Annotated in this window: 13 protein-coding genes and 1 pseudogene; 8 read left to right on the forward strand and 6 right to left on the reverse strand. The window is 43.6% G+C overall.

Annotated elements, in window-relative coordinates; genetic code table 11:
* From QT990_RS35755 to QT990_RS01310, 5 genes and pseudogenes are all read left to right on the forward strand, one after another.
* Positions 1-787 (forward strand): annotated as a pseudogene (locus QT990_RS35755) (ATP-binding protein); the annotation flags it as partial.
* 432 nt (positions 788-1,219) lie between these two features.
* Entirely contained in the window at positions 1,220-5,614 is a 4,395-nt protein-coding gene (locus QT990_RS01295) for an ATP-binding protein (RefSeq protein WP_445305430.1), read from the forward strand.
* Positions 5,611-6,639, forward strand: coding sequence for a response regulator (locus QT990_RS01300; RefSeq protein ID WP_333410085.1), 1,029 nt, complete (start codon positions 5,611-5,613; stop codon positions 6,637-6,639). The genes QT990_RS01295 and QT990_RS01300 overlap by 4 nt, the downstream gene beginning before the upstream one ends.
* 315 nt (positions 6,640-6,954) lie before the next feature.
* Positions 6,955-7,584: a response regulator transcription factor gene (locus QT990_RS01305; RefSeq protein ID WP_333143664.1), complete on the forward strand. Its 630-nt coding sequence runs from the start codon at positions 6,955-6,957 to the stop codon at positions 7,582-7,584.
* A 140-nt stretch (positions 7,585-7,724) separates the two neighbouring features.
* Complete coding sequence (locus QT990_RS01310) at positions 7,725-9,887, forward strand: flotillin family protein (protein ID WP_333464823.1); 2,163 nt, start codon at positions 7,725-7,727, stop codon at positions 9,885-9,887.
* A gap of 90 nt (positions 9,888-9,977) precedes the next feature.
* On the opposite strand, the gene QT990_RS01315 is transcribed toward QT990_RS01310, so the two are convergent.
* From QT990_RS01315 to QT990_RS01335, 5 genes are all read right to left on the reverse strand, one after another.
* Entirely contained in the window at positions 9,978-10,343 is a 366-nt protein-coding gene (locus tag QT990_RS01315; RefSeq protein ID WP_333143630.1) for a DUF5615 family PIN-like protein, read from the reverse strand.
* Positions 10,340-10,639, reverse strand: a complete 300-nt coding sequence (locus QT990_RS01320; RefSeq protein ID WP_333143629.1) for a DUF433 domain-containing protein — start codon at positions 10,637-10,639, stop codon at positions 10,340-10,342. Before QT990_RS01320 ends, QT990_RS01315 begins: the two co-directional genes overlap by 4 nt.
* A gap of 94 nt (positions 10,640-10,733) precedes the next feature.
* The gene (locus tag QT990_RS01325; RefSeq protein ID WP_333300636.1) at positions 10,734-10,946 is read right to left on the reverse strand and encodes a type II toxin-antitoxin system HicB family antitoxin; all 213 of its coding nucleotides are present in this window, start codon (positions 10,944-10,946) and stop codon (positions 10,734-10,736) included.
* 283 nt (positions 10,947-11,229) lie between these two features.
* Positions 11,230-12,654: a serine/threonine-protein kinase gene (locus QT990_RS01330; RefSeq protein ID WP_333464824.1), complete on the reverse strand. Its 1,425-nt coding sequence runs from the start codon at positions 12,652-12,654 to the stop codon at positions 11,230-11,232.
* A 208-nt stretch (positions 12,655-12,862) separates the two neighbouring features.
* Positions 12,863-13,279, reverse strand: coding sequence for a transcriptional regulator (locus QT990_RS01335; protein ID WP_333143626.1), 417 nt, complete (start codon positions 13,277-13,279; stop codon positions 12,863-12,865).
* Between the two features lie 199 nt (positions 13,280-13,478).
* On the opposite strand from QT990_RS01335, the gene QT990_RS01340 reads away from it, so the two are divergent.
* From QT990_RS01340 to QT990_RS01350, 3 genes are all read left to right on the forward strand, one after another.
* Entirely contained in the window at positions 13,479-13,763 is a 285-nt protein-coding gene (locus QT990_RS01340; protein ID WP_333143625.1) for a DUF2470 domain-containing protein, read from the forward strand.
* A 65-nt stretch (positions 13,764-13,828) separates the two neighbouring features.
* Positions 13,829-14,008 carry a hypothetical protein gene (locus QT990_RS01345; protein ID WP_333143624.1) on the forward strand — a complete coding sequence of 60 codons (180 nt, stop codon included), beginning with the start codon at positions 13,829-13,831 and terminating at the stop codon, positions 14,006-14,008.
* Between the two features lie 130 nt (positions 14,009-14,138).
* Positions 14,139-15,776: an AAA family ATPase gene (locus tag QT990_RS01350; protein WP_333143623.1), complete on the forward strand. Its 1,638-nt coding sequence runs from the start codon at positions 14,139-14,141 to the stop codon at positions 15,774-15,776.
* A gap of 140 nt (positions 15,777-15,916) precedes the next feature.
* On the opposite strand, the gene QT990_RS01355 is transcribed toward QT990_RS01350, so the two are convergent.
* Positions 15,917-16,993, reverse strand: coding sequence for a DUF3616 domain-containing protein (locus QT990_RS01355; RefSeq protein WP_333143622.1), 1,077 nt, complete (start codon positions 16,991-16,993; stop codon positions 15,917-15,919).
* Positions 16,994-17,349 lie beyond the last annotated feature (356 nt).

Consider the following 17,349-nt stretch of genomic DNA (forward strand, 5'->3'; position numbering starts at 1 on the left):
TGCCTGTGCCACAAGCTCAATGATGCTGATTTCGGGATATTCTGGTATCGGCAAATCAGCTTTGGTGCAAGAATTATACAAACCGATTACTCAACATCGCGGTTATTTTATCTCCGGCAAATTTGACCAATATCAGCGCAATATTCCTTACAGCGCCATTGTCAATGCTTTTCAGGATTTAGCCAAACAACTGTTAGCAGAAAGCGAAGCCAATCTCACAGAATGGCGGGAAAAGTTATTAGACGCATTGGGAATTAACGGTCAAGTTATTATTGACGTAATTCCCGAAATTGAATTAATTATCGGCAAGCAACCCCCGCCGCCAGAATTGGGTGCGGCTGAAGCGGAAAATCGCTTTAATTTTGTGTTTCAAAACTTCATTAAAGTCTTTACCAAACCCGAACATCCTCTGACAATATTTATCGATGATTTGCAGTGGGCTGACGGCGCATCTCTGAAACTGATGCAACTGCTGATGAATGCTTCGCCAGCGGGACTGTTTTTAATTGGGGCTTATCGGGATAACGAAGTTTCTGCGGCTCATCCGTTAATGCTAACAATTGAAGAGATTGTCAAAAATGGGGCAAAAGTCGATCGCATTTTCCTGTCACCTTTGGAGTTATCCTCTGTTACTCAACTGATTTCTGATGCCCTGAATTGCCCGGAAGCAAGAGTCAAATCCCTTGCCGAGTTAGTGTTTTTCAAGACGGGCGGGAATCCTTTCTTTATGAATGAATTTCTCAAATCGCTTTATACAGAAGGACTGTTACAATTTGACTTTACCCCCAGGGCTGTTTCGGGGCAACCACGGGGGGATTGCCCCTACGAAAAACCAGGGTTTTGTAGGGGCGGTGCCCCCGTGCCCGCCCAGCCCATAGACGATGGGGTAGGGGTTTCAGATATCGCGGCAACGACGGGGGGATTGCCGCTACAAGAGAATGAAGCAGCCCAGCCTTACCAAGAGGGGAGACAGGGGAGTTGGCAGTGGGATTTAGAGGAAATTAAAGCGAGGAATTTCACTGATAATGTTGTCGAGTTGATGGCTAGCAAAATTCAACAACTGCCCGATAATACGCAGGAAACGTTAAAGATAGCAGCCTGCATTGGCAATCAATTCGATTTGAAAACCCTCGCCTCACTTTGCGAAAAATCTGTGGGACAAACGGCGGAGGATTTGTACGCAGCAGTTGCTGAGAATTTAGTCGTGTTGCTGGGGAATATGGGAGATGTGGAATTAGAAATTGCCGGAAAATTACCCAGTAGCCAATCCATCGAATACAAGTTTGTTCATGACAGAATTCAGCAAGCCGCTTGTTCCCTGATTGATGAACAGGATAAGCCGATCGTCCACAAACAAATAGGACAACTACTGCTGCAAAATACTCCCATCGACAAGCGAGACGAAAAAATATTTGATATTGTTAATCAATTAAATTTCGGCTTAGAGTTAATTGTTTATCATGAAGAAAAATATGAACTGGCAGAATTAAACCTAATAGCAGGTCAAAAGGCTAAAGCATCAACGGCTTATCAGCCAGCTTTTAACTATCTGCAAACAGGGATAAATTTGCTGACAGGAAACACTTGGCTGCTGCAATACCACCTCAGCTTGCAACTACATCAAGAAGCCGCACAGGTAGCCTACCGTTTGGGGAATTTTGAGCAAATGGAAGCTTTAGCTAACCTTGTCCTAGAAAATGCTAAAACTGTTCTAGAGCAAGTCCCAATATATGAGTTGAAGATTGAAAATTGCATAAAAAAAAGCAAGTTTAAAGAAGGGTTTAACCTTGGATTAAAAGTGCTACATTTGCTAGGAGTTCTTTGGCCAAAATCTCCAAATAACATATATATAAAAGCGGAACCTTACAACTTAATTAACCTGCCCAAAATGACCGATCCAGAATCTCTAGCAGCTATGTCGATTCTGGGAGGAATGATAGGGATCGGCTATATAGGTATTCCAGAATTATTAGTGCCACTTGTGTTAACACAGATTGATTTATCTATTAAATTTGGCAATGCTCCTAAGTCTAGTTTTGCTTACGCAAGTTACGGAGTCATATTGTGTACAACTATACAAGATATTGAAAGTGGCTATAAATATGGAAGATTAGGTTTAAGGTTAGTAGAAAAATTAAATGCCGATTACCTGAAGGCTGGAGTTTTAGATATATTTGGCAATCATATATTGCATTGGAAAAAGCATCTTAAGGGAAGCTTATCAATTTTAAAAGAGGCTTATTTCTGCGCTGTTGAAACAGGGAATATAGATTTTATTGGTTATTCTACTTTTGATTATTGTTTTAATGCCTACTCAGTAGGATGTGAACTTAAAGACTTAGGAAAAGAGTTAATTTATTTTTATGAAATACCGACCAATAAAAAAAACAATACTTGCTTGACTTGGTTAGCCATGTATTTACAAATTATTTTTAACTTATTAGGTAAGGCTGACAATCCAACTCAGCTAATAGGAGAGTTTTATAACGAAGAGAAATTTCTACCACTTCAGCCACTTCAGCTAGAATTGAGCGATAGACAAGGACTTTTATTGCTTTATCTAAATAAGTTGATATTGTGCTATTTGTTTGGAAAGTCCCATGAAGCTGCTAAAAATGCAGTAGTTGCAGAACCATATTTAGATGGTGTGATGGGAATGGCAGCTATACCTATCTTCCATTTTTATGATGCTCTAGCGCATTTAAGTGTATTTGCTGATTATTCAAATTTTGAAAAAGAAAATGCTCTCAAGCGGGTTAATGCTAATCAAGAAAAAATGCAGGTATGGGCGCATCACGCTCCCATGAATTACTTACATAAATTTTATCTAGTTGAAGCTGAAAAAGCGCGAGTTTTGGGGCAAGTTGTGGAAGCGATCGACTATTACGATCGCGCCATCTCCCTTGCCAAAGAAAACGAGTACATCCACGAAGCCGCCCTCGCTTACGAACTCGCAGGCAAGTTCTATTTATATAGGGGGAAAGAATTAACAGCCAAAGCTTATATGCAGGAAGCTCGTTACTGCTATCAACTCTGGGGTGCCGTGGCTAAAGTTAAAGATTTAGAAACGCGATATCCGCAATTATTTACGCTCGATCTACCTACAAAGAAAAACATTTCAACCACTACATCAACTACGGGTAGCCGTTCTAGTTCTTCCTTGGATATCGCTACAGTCATGAAAGCTTCCGAGGCAATTGCTGGGGAAATTGTACAGGATAAATTACTCTCCAGATTGATGAAAATTTTGATTGAAAATGTCGGCGCTCACAAAGGATATTTAATTTTAGAAACCCAGGGAAAATTGCTGATTGAAGCTGAAGGTGCAATTAATGATGAACGGATAACAGTGTTGCAATCTGAGCCGATTGAAAATTGCCAGGAAGTTTCCGAAGCTATTATCAATTATGTCGCTCGAACCCAAGAAAATTTAGTCTTAAATGATGCCACTCGTGAAGGTAACTTTACGAATGACCCTTACATCAAAGCACGTCAGCCCAAGTCTATTTTGTGTGCGGCTTTGATGAATCAAGGTCAACTGGCTGCTATTGTTTATCTCGAAAATAACCTTACCGCACAAGCTTTTACTCCCGATCGCCTGGAAATTTTGCAATTGTTATCGGGACAAGCGGCGATCGCACTTACCAATGCTAAACTCTACACAGAAGTAAAAGAACGCGAAAACCGGCTTACTCAATTTATCAATGCGATGCCGATAGGAGTAACAGTAATTGACAGCGCCGGACAAATTTCCTACGCAAATCCCACAGCTTCCCAACTCAGCGGCATCAATTATATACCCGAATTAAATGCCGCTCAATTTGCCGAAATCGGTCAAGCTTATTTAGCAGGAACTAACGAGTTATATCCCACCGCACAAATGCCAATTATGCGTTCTTTGGGGGGTGAAACGGTCAAAGTAGACGATATGGAACTGCACCGACACGATCGGATTGTTTCCTTGGAAGTCTCCAGCACACCAATTGTCGATGACACGGGTAAAATTAATTATGCGATCGCCACATTTCAAGATATCACCGATCGCAAACAAGCAGAAAAAGTTTTAGCCGACTACAACCGCACTTTAGAACAGCAAGTGAGCGATCGCACTCTCGAACTCCAGCGAGAAATCATCGAACGACAACGAGCCGAAGACGCAGCACAAGAAGCCAACCGAGCAAAAAGTACATTCCTCGCAAATATGAGCCACGAATTGCGGACTCCCCTCAATGCAATTCTGGGTTTTTCTCAACTAATGAATCGCGGTTCTAACTTATTGCAGGAACAGCAAGAACACCTGAGTATTATCACCCGCAGCGGAGAACATTTGCTCGAACTGATTAACCAAGTATTAGATTTGTCCAAAATAGAAGCGGGACGCACGACTCTCAACGAGACCAATTTTGACCTCCACCGCCTGCTGGACGACATCGAAAATATGTTCCAACTTCCGGCACAAAATAAGGGATTGCAGTTATTAGTAGAGCGGATGCCCGACGTTCCCCAATATGTGCGAACTGATGAAATAAAATTGCGCCAAATCTTGATTAACCTGCTTTCTAACGCGATTAAATTCACCTCCGAAGGCGGCATTTATGTAAAGATTAAAAATCCCGATTTTGCTCATAAAATCTACTTTGAGGTTGAAGACACGGGAGCGGGAATTGATGTTAGTGAATTAGACAAGCTTTTTGAAGCTTTTGTGCAAACCCAAACCGGGGAAGAATCGCAACAAGGAACAGGATTAGGTTTAACGATCGCACGTTCTTTTGTGCAGTTAATGGGAGGTGAAATGAGAGTCAGTTCTCGTGCGGGATGCGGTACTATTTTCAAATTTGACATTAAAGTTAATTCAGTTGAAAGTGCCGATCGCCAACGGGAACAGCCAACCAGACGAGTTATTGCGATCGCACCCAATCAACCCCGCTATCGGATTCTCGTTGCAGACGACGCTTTTGACAACCGCCAATTGCTAGTTAAACTGCTTTCTGCGATCGGTTTTGAAGTCTACGAAGCCCAAAATGGGAGAGAAGCAATAGAAAAGTGGGAGCAATATTCGCCGCACTTAATCTTTATGGATATGCGAATGCCGGTGATGGATGGGTATGAAGCAACCAAACAAATTAAAGAGGGCAACCACAGGGGGATTGCCCCTACGGAAAACGAGGATTTTGTAGGGGTAGTGCCCCCGTGCCTACCCCAGACAGCAATTATTGCCATAACAGCAAGTAGTTTTGAGGAAGAGAAAGCCGTTATCCTTTCTACCGGCTGCGATGATTTTGTTCGCAAACCATTTAGAGAAGCAAACATATTTGATGTTCTGCACAAACATATCGGGGTACAATTCGTTTTTGAAGAACTAAATGCTGCCCCCAGTTTCACAGACAAGGAAGTAAATGTATTGACAAAAAGCGCTTTTTCTGAATTGCCTCCTGAGTTAGTAGCCAATCTTCAGCAAGCTATTAGCAATCTAGATTTGGAACAGATGCAAACAGTCATCAGTCAAATTCGCGAAATCAATCAGCCCTTAGCTAGGGCGAGCGCCGCTTGCATTAAAAATTTTCAGTACGAACAGTTGCTAAATTTAATACACACATTAAGGGATGAAACATGAACAAAAACCTCAGTTTTACCCGCGAAGAAAGTATTTTAGTTATTGATGATTGTCCTGAGAATTTAAAACTTTTAAGCGGGATACTATCTGTCGCTGGGTATAAAGTTCACCTAGCTCCCAGTGGGAAATTAGCTCTAAACTTTATCAATGCCAACTTACCCGACTTAATTTTACTCGATATTATGATGCCTCACATGGATGGCTATGAAGTCTGCGCTCAGCTCAAAGCTACTCCGAAAACTCAAGATATTCCAATAATTTTTATCAGCGCTTTGCAAGAAGTTTTCGATAAGGTAAAAGCCTTCTCTGGGGGCGGAATAGACTACATTACAAAACCTTTTCAACAACAAGAAATTTTAGTGCGCGTGGAAAATCAATTGCGTCTGAGAAGGCTGTCTAAACAACTCATAGACCAAAATATTTTAGAAGAGCGCAACCGCATGGCGCGGGAAATTCACGACACTTTAGCGCAAACTTTTACAGGCATAATCATACATTTGGGAGCCGCGGAACGGGTAATAGCAGCGAATCCCGAACAAGCACAAGCACACATGAAAACAGTCTGCGAATTGGCTCGCTCTGGACTTGCTGAAGCACGGCGATCCGTAGAATCTTTACGCCCGCAACTGTTAGAAGATGGCGACTTGTATAGCGCTCTCAACCAAATCGCTAAACAAATGTCATCAGATACTGATACGCACACTATTTTTGAAGTGGTTGGCACGGCATATTCCCTACCATTAGAGGTAGAAAATAACCTGTTGCGGATCGGGCAGGAAGCATTAACAAATATTTTCAAATATGCACAAGCTACAGCGATCAAAATTGAGTTGGTTTACGAAACATCCAAGTTTATTTTGCGGGTGAAAGACAACGGAGAGGGATTTGATACAGAAAGTATCTGTTTTAGGAATGGCTTTGGTTTATTGGGCATGAGAGAACGCGCCGATCGCATTAACGCGCAGCTAACTGTAAACAGTCGCCCCGGAAACGGAACAGAAGTTATAGTTTCAGTTAATCGCTAGTAAAGTAAGGTGCACATTTCGCACCATATAGCAATCCTAAATAAGTAGTAAATTTTTTACCCCACCCCCACCCTCCCCTTACCAAAGGGAGAGAGTAAGAAATTCACAAATGATTTAGGATGACTATATAGCACTCCTAAATCATTTGCATAATTATTGTAGGGGCAATCCCACGCCCGGTTGCCCGATAGATAGGGGGTAGGAACTCTTAGCACTACCCCTACAAATTTATCTGAATCATTTAGGATGACTATAGATAGTAAGTTGGTAGTGAGAACTTCAGTTTTTTTTGATAAGATTAACAGGGTAAACATGATTAACCAATCAAATATTATTCGTGTTTTAATTGCCGACGATCATTATATTGTGCGGCAAGGTTTAGTGGCGCTGCTGGATAATGAATCAGATTTAATTGTTGTCGCACAAGCTAGCAACGGACAGGAAGCATTAACAATGTTCCGCGAATATCAGCCCGATGTCACCCTTATGGATATGCGGATGCCCCAAATGGATGGAGTCGCCGCCATTGCTGCGATTTGTGCGGAGTTTCCCAGGGCGCGGATTGTGGTGCTGACGACTTATGACGGCGATGAAAACATTTATCGCGGATTGCAAGCTGGTGCTAAGGGCTATCTGCTTAAGGATGCGGAACCAGAGGAGCTTTTAGCAGCAATTCGGGCTGTTTTTGAGGGTAAAAAGTATATTCCGCTGGCAGTGGGTGTTAAGTTAGCCGATCGCCTGAGTGGGCCTGAATTGAGCGATCGCGAATTAGAAGTCATCCGCCTCATAGTCGCTGGTAAAAGCAACAGCAAGATTAGTGAAGTTCTGCACATCAGCGAAAGCACCGTCAAGTTTCACATCAACAATATTTTGAGCAAGATGGGAGTTAGCGATCGCACGCAGGCCGCGATTTCCGCCTTAAAACGGGGGATTGTCAGCCTGTAATTTAATTATAAGTATTTCTACTGATAAATATGACTATTATGACGGCAAATAATGATAAATAAGACCTTAAGTTTTACGCCAAAACTTTTTAGTAAGGCTAAGCTGGAGATCCTAGGACAAATTAGCCCGGCTCAAAAAAAATGCTTTATTCATTTTTGTCCAAATCTCAACTCAAAGTCCGCTTTTTAAAACAGTTTGCAGCCGCTGTTTCGGCGTCTTTAGCTCTTAGTGCAACAACCAGTTTGAAACCCTCGCCGGTATTAGCAGCTAGCAATATCCCCCCCGCAAATCAAACCTCGACTCAGCTAGTCACAAAACCTGATTCTAGCTTGCAGCTAGGGCAGTTACGCAGCACTGTTCCCGTGCAGACAATGCAGCTCGATCCGGGCGGATTTATCCCGATCGCGATCGGCGGTATGATAATTATTCTGGTGCTGCCGCTATTTTTTGGCGGATTGGTAGTAATTGGCGATCGGGAAGTTGGCATTGTCAGTAAAAAGTTTAGCTTTGGCGGCAAGTCTTTACCGCCAGGAGATTTAATTGCCTTAAACGGAGAAGCTGGATATCAAGCTGATACTTTGCCCCCCGGTTGGCACTGGGGTTATTGGCCTTTGCAGTACAACGTTCGCAAAGAGTCTCTGACTGTAGTTCCCCAAGGTGAAATTGCTCTCATTATCGCAGCAGGTGGTCAATCAATTCCCCCGCAGCGCATCCTTGGCAAAATCACAGAATGTGACAATTTTCAAGATGCTCGTCAATTTCTCAAAAGCGGCGGCGAAAAAGGTAGACAACTCGGCATTTTGACGGGCGGTAGCTATCGAATTAATACAGCATTATTTACAGTAATTACAGCGGCCAATGCTGCCAAGCACGGGATGACAGCCGAACAATTAAAGCTGTACAGAATTGCCCCAGATAAAGTAGGAATTGTCACAACTTTTGACGGCGTTCCAATTCAAGATGGCGAAATTGCTGGCCCGATTATCCCGAATCACGACAACTTCCAGAACGCGCAAAAATTTATCACCGCCGGCGGGCGGCGCGGTTTGCAGGAACAGGTTTTGCTTTCCGGTTCCTGGAACTTAAATCCTTGGTTTGTCGGGGTTGACCAAGTGGCGATGACCGAAATCCCGATCGGCTATGTCGGCGCGGTTATTTCCTATGTCGGCAAAACCTCGGAAGATGTGAGCGGCGCTGCTTTCACTCACGGAAATTTAGTAAATGTGGGCAATAAAGGCGTGTGGGTGACTCCCCTTTATCCGGGCAAACATCCGCTGAATACGCGCATTTTGAAAGTAGAGTTAGTGCCAACTACTAATATAGTATTGAATTGGTCTGGTAAAACAGAAAGGCACAGTTACGATTCTAAACTTTCGTCTTTAACCGTGCGTTCTCAAGACGGTTTTGCCTTTGATTTAGAAGTAGCTCAGATTATTCACGTTGGAGCTTTGGATGCTCCCAAAGTCATTTCTCGCGTCGGTTCGATGCAGAATTTAGTAGACCACGTTTTGCAGCCGACAATTGGCAATTATTTCCGCAATTCTGCTCAAGCTTATTCTGTATTAGATTTTCTCTCCGCAAGAAGCGGCAGGCAAGCGGAAGCCGCCGAGTATATCAAAGCAGCTTTGCGTACCTACGACGTGCAAGCAATTGATACTTTAATCGGGGATATTTTGCCACCGGCAGAGTTGATGCAAACTCAAACAGATCGCAAAATTGCTGAGGAACAGTGCAAGACTTATGAGGTGCAGCAATTAGCACAAACTCAGCGGCAACAATTGGTGCGGGAAACGGCGCTGGCTGAGATTCAACAAGAGATGGTGAAATCGGAACAAGGCGTGAAGATTTCTGAGTTGAAAGCGAATTCTCAGGTTAAACAAGCTCAAGGCGAAGCTGAGTCGATTCGGGTGAAGGGAAATGCTCAAGCTGAAGCTTATCGCGCGGGTGTTGTAGCTTTGGGAGGTTCCGGTTATACGGCTTTGCAGTTAATGCAAATTATAGGCGATCGCCACGTGCGAGTTGTGCCGGATGTTGCGGTAACAGGCAACGGTAGCGGTGGCGGTTTGGTGGATGGTTTGCTGGGAATGATGTTGTGGAATCAAACTGGCAAAAATGGAGAAAATGGAGCAGAATTACCTGTAGTTAACCTACAGAAATCGGAACCTGCGGCCAAGTTATCAGTAGCCCAGGTGAATTCTGTTAAGCCGTCGGAATCTCGCGCTAATTCCCCTGTTGCGAATTCTGAGGCTGATATTGCTCCGCTGTTTGATGAATTGCCATTTGACGATCGATCTTTTAGTTAGACTGTGTAGTTTGTAGTCACAAACCAGAATACTCACAACCCCGACTTCTTGGAGAAGTCGGGATTCTAATTATCTCGATCGATAATATCTTTACTCTTCACTCCAAGCACTGATAAACTCTATTTGATTTTGCATTTCTGCCGCTGATTTGGCAGAAATTAGACTCAAAAGCCTACGCATTTGTTCTCCCACTGAATAATTTTGCTGTCCTAAAATAATTCCTGCATGAGAATCTCCTCTTTCTAGCCAATTGGTATGGATTCTATAAAAATCCCTAATGTTGAAACTATAAATTACCCTTTGATTAGTAAAAGCCCAAATTAATTGCTCTTCATCGCTGCGAGATAACATCCCTGTTTCGGCAACTGTAATAACATCTACACCACGACTTTGTAAAGCTTGCAATAGTTTTTTACTTCGTGAATCTTCATCTAAGTAAAGACGAATTTGGCTCATGCTTTTTCCTGCATTTTTAGCCGATTTAATGCTGCCAAACGTTCATATTCTGCTTGTTCAGCCGCTAAATCTGCTTCTATTTCTGCTCGATTTGCGTGATAATAAGTCAGTGCAGCATAAACCTGCGCTAAGGTGAGATGATCCAGATCCGCTGCTATTTCCTCAGCACTATTACCTTGTTTGTATAAGACTACGATTCGCTGCACCGATGTGGCAGTACCTGCAATAATAGGGATGCCATTGCGAAGGTGTGGCTCGCAGATAATTAAAGTGCCAATATCAGTTAAAGTTGGCATAGGTGAATCTGGGGTTAAAAATTAGAATTCAAGTATAGCATAAATTTATTATCCTTGAATTTTGCAGATTTAATTCATGAAATATTTCGTCCTACTACCATGCTTCTACATACTCACAGAGAGTAGTTGGTTCGGGAATGGGTAAACCCTCCTCTCGCAACCCTTCTAAGTGAAATTCGATCGCTTCTTTAATTTGCTGCTGTACTTCTGCAAGGGTAGCGCCTGTGGCTGCACATCCGGGTAAATCGGGCGCATAAGCTGAATAGTTATTGGGTGTTTTTTCGATCACGATCGCATAACGCATCATTTAGTCTCGAATTTAGAGTAGATTAGGAGTGACGCACTGACCAAAGAAACCGGGTTTTTACCGAATCTGCTGGCTACAACCGAATATTTCGTAAAAAACCCGGTTTCTGAGCCCCGAACAGTTTGTGTTGGCCAATTGCTATCACCCGAATTTCGCGAGTCTGTTGTTTGAAGAGTAAACCCCCGCGTAGCAGGTAATGAAATGATCAAAAGCCGATAACTTCGTAGAAAAAGGTTCTCAAAAAAAAAATTGACAAGGGGCTGAAATCGCTATAGACTAAAGCTTACAGCTCTCGATGCGAGAGAAGAAACCCCAACCCTGCAAAACCCCAACTATCCAACTTTTCCTCTCTTCTTCGACCTACCCACCAATACCAAGGGAGGTGACCTTTAGGTGCTTGTTTATTATAGGTTAGCTCACTTGTGTTCAACCAACTCTTTCGCCAACCCGTCTTTTCTTTTCGCCAACCCACACGCTCTCCCAGCTTGCATTCAGTCTCATAACGAACTTCACCGCCTACTTCCAACCAGATCTTTTTCTGAACGCTAAAGCCAAAGCGACCCTGACTGTATTTTACCCACAATTGGTCGATCGCCCGCAAATCATCGCCAGGAAAATTGTTGATCGATTCAACTGTGAACCAACCTTCCTTCTCCCGTCTAGCAGCTTTCAGCATCACCTTGAATGTTTCCCTATCCGCCTCTTTCCACTTCCCCGCAGCCAATAAATCCCGCAGACGAGTATAGTCAACTCCCCGCGCTGATTTAAGTACCGAATCCAGAAGACGAGTATAATCAACATCCAGAAGACGAGTATAATCAACATCCAGAAGACGAGTATAATCAACACCCTGCGCCGATTTAAGCTGTACCGAAACACCGGCAACTGTTGGCGGAATCGGTTCCCGCAGATAACCCAACCAATCTTTCATCGACTGCGGCCGCTTTTGCGGATCGGATGCCATCCCTTTTTCTATTGCTAAATTCACCCAATCCTTCACCCCAAAATTTTTGGCAGATGGCAATGCTTCATTTCTAAAATGCCGATTGAGGGAAGCTGTTGGCACTTGTCCCGTTACCGCATAATATAAAGATGCAGCCAAAGCATAAATATCAACCGTTGGTTTACCACTACCTTCGATAGGCTGTTCCCAAGGAGCAAAAGCAGGGTTATGAGGATGTCTGCTACTAATAATAGTTGGCATTAATTCACTCGCAAGACCAAAATCAATTAATACTGCTTGCCCCTTGGGACGCAACATAATATTACCCGGATGGGCATCTCGATGGACAATTCCGGCTTCGTGAACATCACTTAATGCTTCTCCAATTTGGCGGATAATTGCCACTGCTTCTGTATCCGGGAGTCGTCCCTGTTGCCGTACTGTATCAAATAAACTTTGCCCGCAAATTAAATTCATTACCAAACAGTGAAGGCCTTTTTCCTCAAACAAATCGCTAATGCGGACAATTCCAGGATGCGCGTTTTGGCAAAATTTGGCTAAGATTTGCCCTTCGCGGATAAATCTGCGAACAAAGTTGGCGTATTCCGGGTCATTTTGCAAACTCAGATTTGGCGTTTTGAGGACAACTTGATAGTTAAGTTGCAAGTGTGTGGCCTTGTAAGTCATGCCAAATCCCCCCATTCCCAGGATGGTGTCAATGCGGTAGGGGCGAGTTCTCAGAATTTGTCCGGGCGTCCACAGCATGGCAGGTTGTTTAAATTCTCTTTAGTTGCTAATTATGATAAACTGTGTCGCCTTTAAAAAGCAATGAAAAGGAAGCATTCTCAGGATTTACGCACTCCGATTAAAGAAATCGGGTTTTTATAGAATCTCTCGGTGACAATGCGTGTTATCGTAAAAACCCGGTTTCTGGACTAAAGTCCTTACTACAAACAAAAATAGGTTTTTCAATTCAAGTAGTTGTTTGAACTGGATGCAGCGGAAAGAAAACAGCCGGCGAGACGCAGAAAAACTCTGCAAGTTTTTGTATGTGTTGGGTTGTAAGTTGGCGCTTTTCACGGAGGATGTCAGAGACAATAGACTCGGTTTTAAAAATAGGAACTAGGTCTTTTTGTCTGAGTTCAAATTCTTCTATTAAAGCCTTTAACAGTTCTACTCCGTAAATGTCAGGTATGGGTTCTAAAGTTTGCTCGTACTCATAAACAAGGGTTCCCAGTACGTTGAGGTAGTCGCGTTCGTCGGGAGTCAGTTCGCCTTTATCCAACAAAGAGTCGATCGCTTCTTGAGTTGCCATTAACTGCTCCTCAGCAGTTATGGGTCGCGGCGGAAATGTTTTGAGTAGTTCGATATAAGCGCTAGAGTTTTTCATGTTACTATGCAATATTAAGAAAGTAATATTTTATCATTATAGTTGAATAATTTGATTGTTTAACCTCAAATCAACGCCGATTTACGCGGATAGAATTTAGTTATATATCCCTCATAACTCTTGATGCAATTGATAGCGGTTGAAATCTTTGTACCGATCGCAGTACAATCGATCGATATTGCATCTGAGGAATCTCCCCATGTCAGAACAGTTTTCCACTGAGATTAGCGATCGCATCTGCACTCACATGAACGAAGACCACGCTAACGCTGTCGTGCTATATGCTCAAGCATTTGGCGGCAAACCAGAGGCGACAGAAGCTCAAATGCTCGCTATTGATGCCAACGGCATGGATTTAACCGCTAAAGTCAACGACGAAACAGTGCCCGTCAGAGTAAATTTCGATCGCACTTTAAAAGATGCCGAAGATGCTCACCACACTCTCATTGAAATGGTGAAACAAGCTCGAAAAGTTGCTAAGTAGTCAATTGCGTACTAGGCTGTTATAATTTTAATGTTTGCAGTACGGAATTTAGTCCGGTTAAATAGTTGTTAAGGACGGGAGCATCTCACCTTTGCAGCCCTCCGCTAGAAATTGGAGTTTTGAGGCAGGAGGCAGGAGGCAGGAGGCAGGAGGCAGGAGGCAGAAGGAAAGAGGAAGAAGGAAAGAGGAAGGAGGAAGGAGCCAGAAGAAGGAAGGAGCCAGAAGAAGTATTTTTACAAATATGAGATGCTCCCGTTAAGGACTAACTTCCTTACTACAAACCTTTAGTTGGGTTAAATCATTTTAAGGACTAAAATCCTGACTGCGAACAAAATATTTAATAAAGTTGAATTTCCCTCTAAAATATCCACTAAAATGACCGACAATTACCCAAATCCCAAAGAATTAGATGTCGTCAAGGGCGGTAAAAATACCCATTTCGAGGCACTGGTAAAACGACTAGATTTGATGATTCGCGCCCGCTATTCGCTGCTGTACATTGTCGGCGCGGAGGAGGAACCGGTCGAAGCCGTAATTGCCCAAGTAGCGCTGCAAGTAAGTCCCGCGCGCCGGGTATTGCGGTGGGATATTGTGCGAGGCTGGGAGGATAACGGTTCTGGGAAAGGTTCGGTAATGGCGGCGCTCGATCGCGTCAGCAAAACTGCTGTAGAAGAATATACCATATTTGTACTGCGGGATTTGCACCCCATTTTGAAATATCCATACACCGAAAAAAATGCGGCGGTAGTGCGGGAATTGCGGAATTTAACGCGGGAATTGAAGCGTAGCAAAAAAACTATAGTTCTTACTTCTCACACGCTGGAATTGCCGGAGGAATTGAAAGAAGAAGTCACAGTAATTGATTTTCCTTTGCCCAACGTCCAAGAAATCGACAGTTTAATTTCCCACGTTGTGGAAAAGCCGCAACAGTTGCAAGTTAGCGGTTTAGCAAGGGAACAGTTGGTTAAAGCTTGTCAGGGTTTGAGTCGCGCTAGAATCGGGCGGGTTTTGGCTAAAGCTTTGGCCGCCAAACAGCAAATTAACGAGTCAGATATTGACGGAGTTTTGGAGGAAAAACAGCAAGCAATTCGCCAAACGGGCATTTTGGAGTTTTTTAACTCCAGAGAATCCCTAAAAAGTGTGGGGGGCTTGGAGAATTTGAAACAGTGGGTAAAGATGCGGCAAGATGCTTTTACTGACGAAGCGCGTCGCTACGGTATACCGAATCCGAAAGGAGTTTTGTTAGTAGGAATTCAAGGAACGGGCAAATCTTTATCTGCGAAAACAATAGCCTCAGAATGGCGTTTGCCACTGTTGCGATTGGATACTGGGAGATTGTTTGGCGGCGTGGTCGGGGAAAGCGAAAGTCGCGTCAGGCAAATGATACAATTAGCAGAGGCGATCGCACCTTGTGTTTTGTGGATCGATGAAATAGATAAAGCCTTCGGCAACATTATCAGCGGCAGCGACGGCGATTCGGGAACTTCGCGCCGGGTATTCGGCAGTTTGATTACTTGGATGCAGGAAAAAACCAGTCCGGTGTTTATTGTCGCAACGGCAAATAACGTCAGGATTTTGCCGGCAGAGTTGCTCAGAAAAGGCAGATTTGATGAAATTTTCTTTTTAAATTTGCCCTCAGAATCGGAAAGGCAAGATATTTTTAAAGTGCATTTGCAGCGACTTCGGCCGACTAGATTGCGGGAGTTTGATTTGGGAGTTTTGGCGAAACGCGCTGAGAATTTTAGCGGTGCAGAAATCGAGCAAGTTGTAATAGATGGGTTATATCGGGCTTTTGGCACTTTTGTCAACGGACAGCGCCGGGATTTGATGACCGAGGATATTTTGAGGTCGATCGAGGATACAGTACCTTTAGCTGCGATCGCGCGATCGCAAATTGAAGATTTGAAGCGCTGGGCGGCGGAAGCGGGCGCGAGAACAGCTTCTAACGATACTCACTTAATTGATGAATTGAAACGCTACAGCCAGGGGCGAAGGGACGCGATCGACAATTGACCCAATTTGTAGGGTGCGTCAGTTCATGTCGAATTAATTCTAGGAAAAATTCCCTCTGACGCAGATTCCTAATCGTATGCTGCGTCATTTCATGGCTGATGAATCCTCCCAAATATCTCCCGTTATGACGCACCATACTACTACAAACCTAACCTAAAAACATCAGCAAGAATAGCATTTTTATCAACCATTCTCCCCGCATCCGGCGAATCGTAAACCACTAACAGCGAATTCTGCCCGTCCAAATATGGAAACAGGCTCAACCCCTCAGCATTGTCCGTATTAACCTTAAAAGGCAAGTCAAACAATACCTCCAAATCTCCCCCATCTTGCCCAGTAATACTGTCGCCCGATCGCCCTAAAATTCCCTTCAACCGAAAAACCCTCGTCGCCCCCGATAAAGTCATCGTCGGCCCGGCTAAAACAATCAAATCTTTTCCGTCCCAGCACAATTCTCGCACGCCCAAACCGTTCAAATCAACAAAATGTTTGTTGTACAATTTCCCTCCTTTCCCAATTTCCTTAAGCCTTAAAACTCCCGGTTCTGCCTCTTCAACTTTTATTTCTAAAATTATCGCCCAACCCCGCAGCACCGGCCCCCGCAAACCGAGCAAAATGCGATCGCCCCGCACCGCCAACCCCTCAATATCGAATCCATTTTCTTTACTCGGAATCGGCACAGATAAATACAAGCCGAGGTGGGTGTCATCTTTGAGCGCGTCTGTCAGCAAATTGCCTGTTTCTGTCCGCTGCAGGCATCCCACTGTCAGTTGAATTTCGGGATTGTCAGAATCGGGAATTGACTTGCACAAAATCCCGTCTTTTATAGGAATGCGCGCCAGTAAATAGCGGTTGACCTCTGTCACGATTTGTGCTAATCTTTCAATGTCTTTTTCGGGGTTTTTGCCTTTAGCTTTTTTGCGTTTGGTGCTGTGAGAACCGACCACCCAAAGATAATCTTTGCTGAAATCAATTCCTTCGATATCGATTTCGCATTTTCCAGGTAGATCGATAAAATCTGCGATCGCAAATCTTTGATGTTCTCCAAAAATATGAGGCGCGACAAGCGACAAACGCTCGATCGAAGTCGTTTCATCGGAACCCAGCCACAAATGGCCATCGGGAGTTAAAGCAACAGCGGATAAGTCTGTAATAATATCAGCGACTTCGCTGTTTAATTGCAGCATCAGCCGGCCGAGCAAAAAGGATTCTGGCATAATTATTAGGATCTAAACTATTCTTAGGGTAAGTCATTATAGTTAAACCTGCTTGAAACTCATAGGTTGCACCATTCTCAATCAGGCTTTTATGGGCAGGCTAGAAGCCCAACCCCTACTCCCCACAATAAAATTTAATTTTTGTGGAACAGGCATCTTGCCTGTTCATGACGGGCAGAATGCCCAACTCCTACTCCCCACAAGAAAAAAAATTCATCTGTTGTGGAACAGGCATCTTGCCTGTTGCTGACAATGGTGCAAAAAGAAAATCCATCTGTGGTGGAACAGGCATCTTGCCTGTTGCTGACAATGGTGCAAAAAGAAAATCCATCTGTGGTGGAACAGGCATCTTGCCT

The organism is Microcoleus sp. T3_B1, from assembly GCF_036700445.1.
Taxonomy (GTDB): Bacteria; Cyanobacteriota; Cyanobacteriia; order Cyanobacteriales; family Microcoleaceae; genus Microcoleus.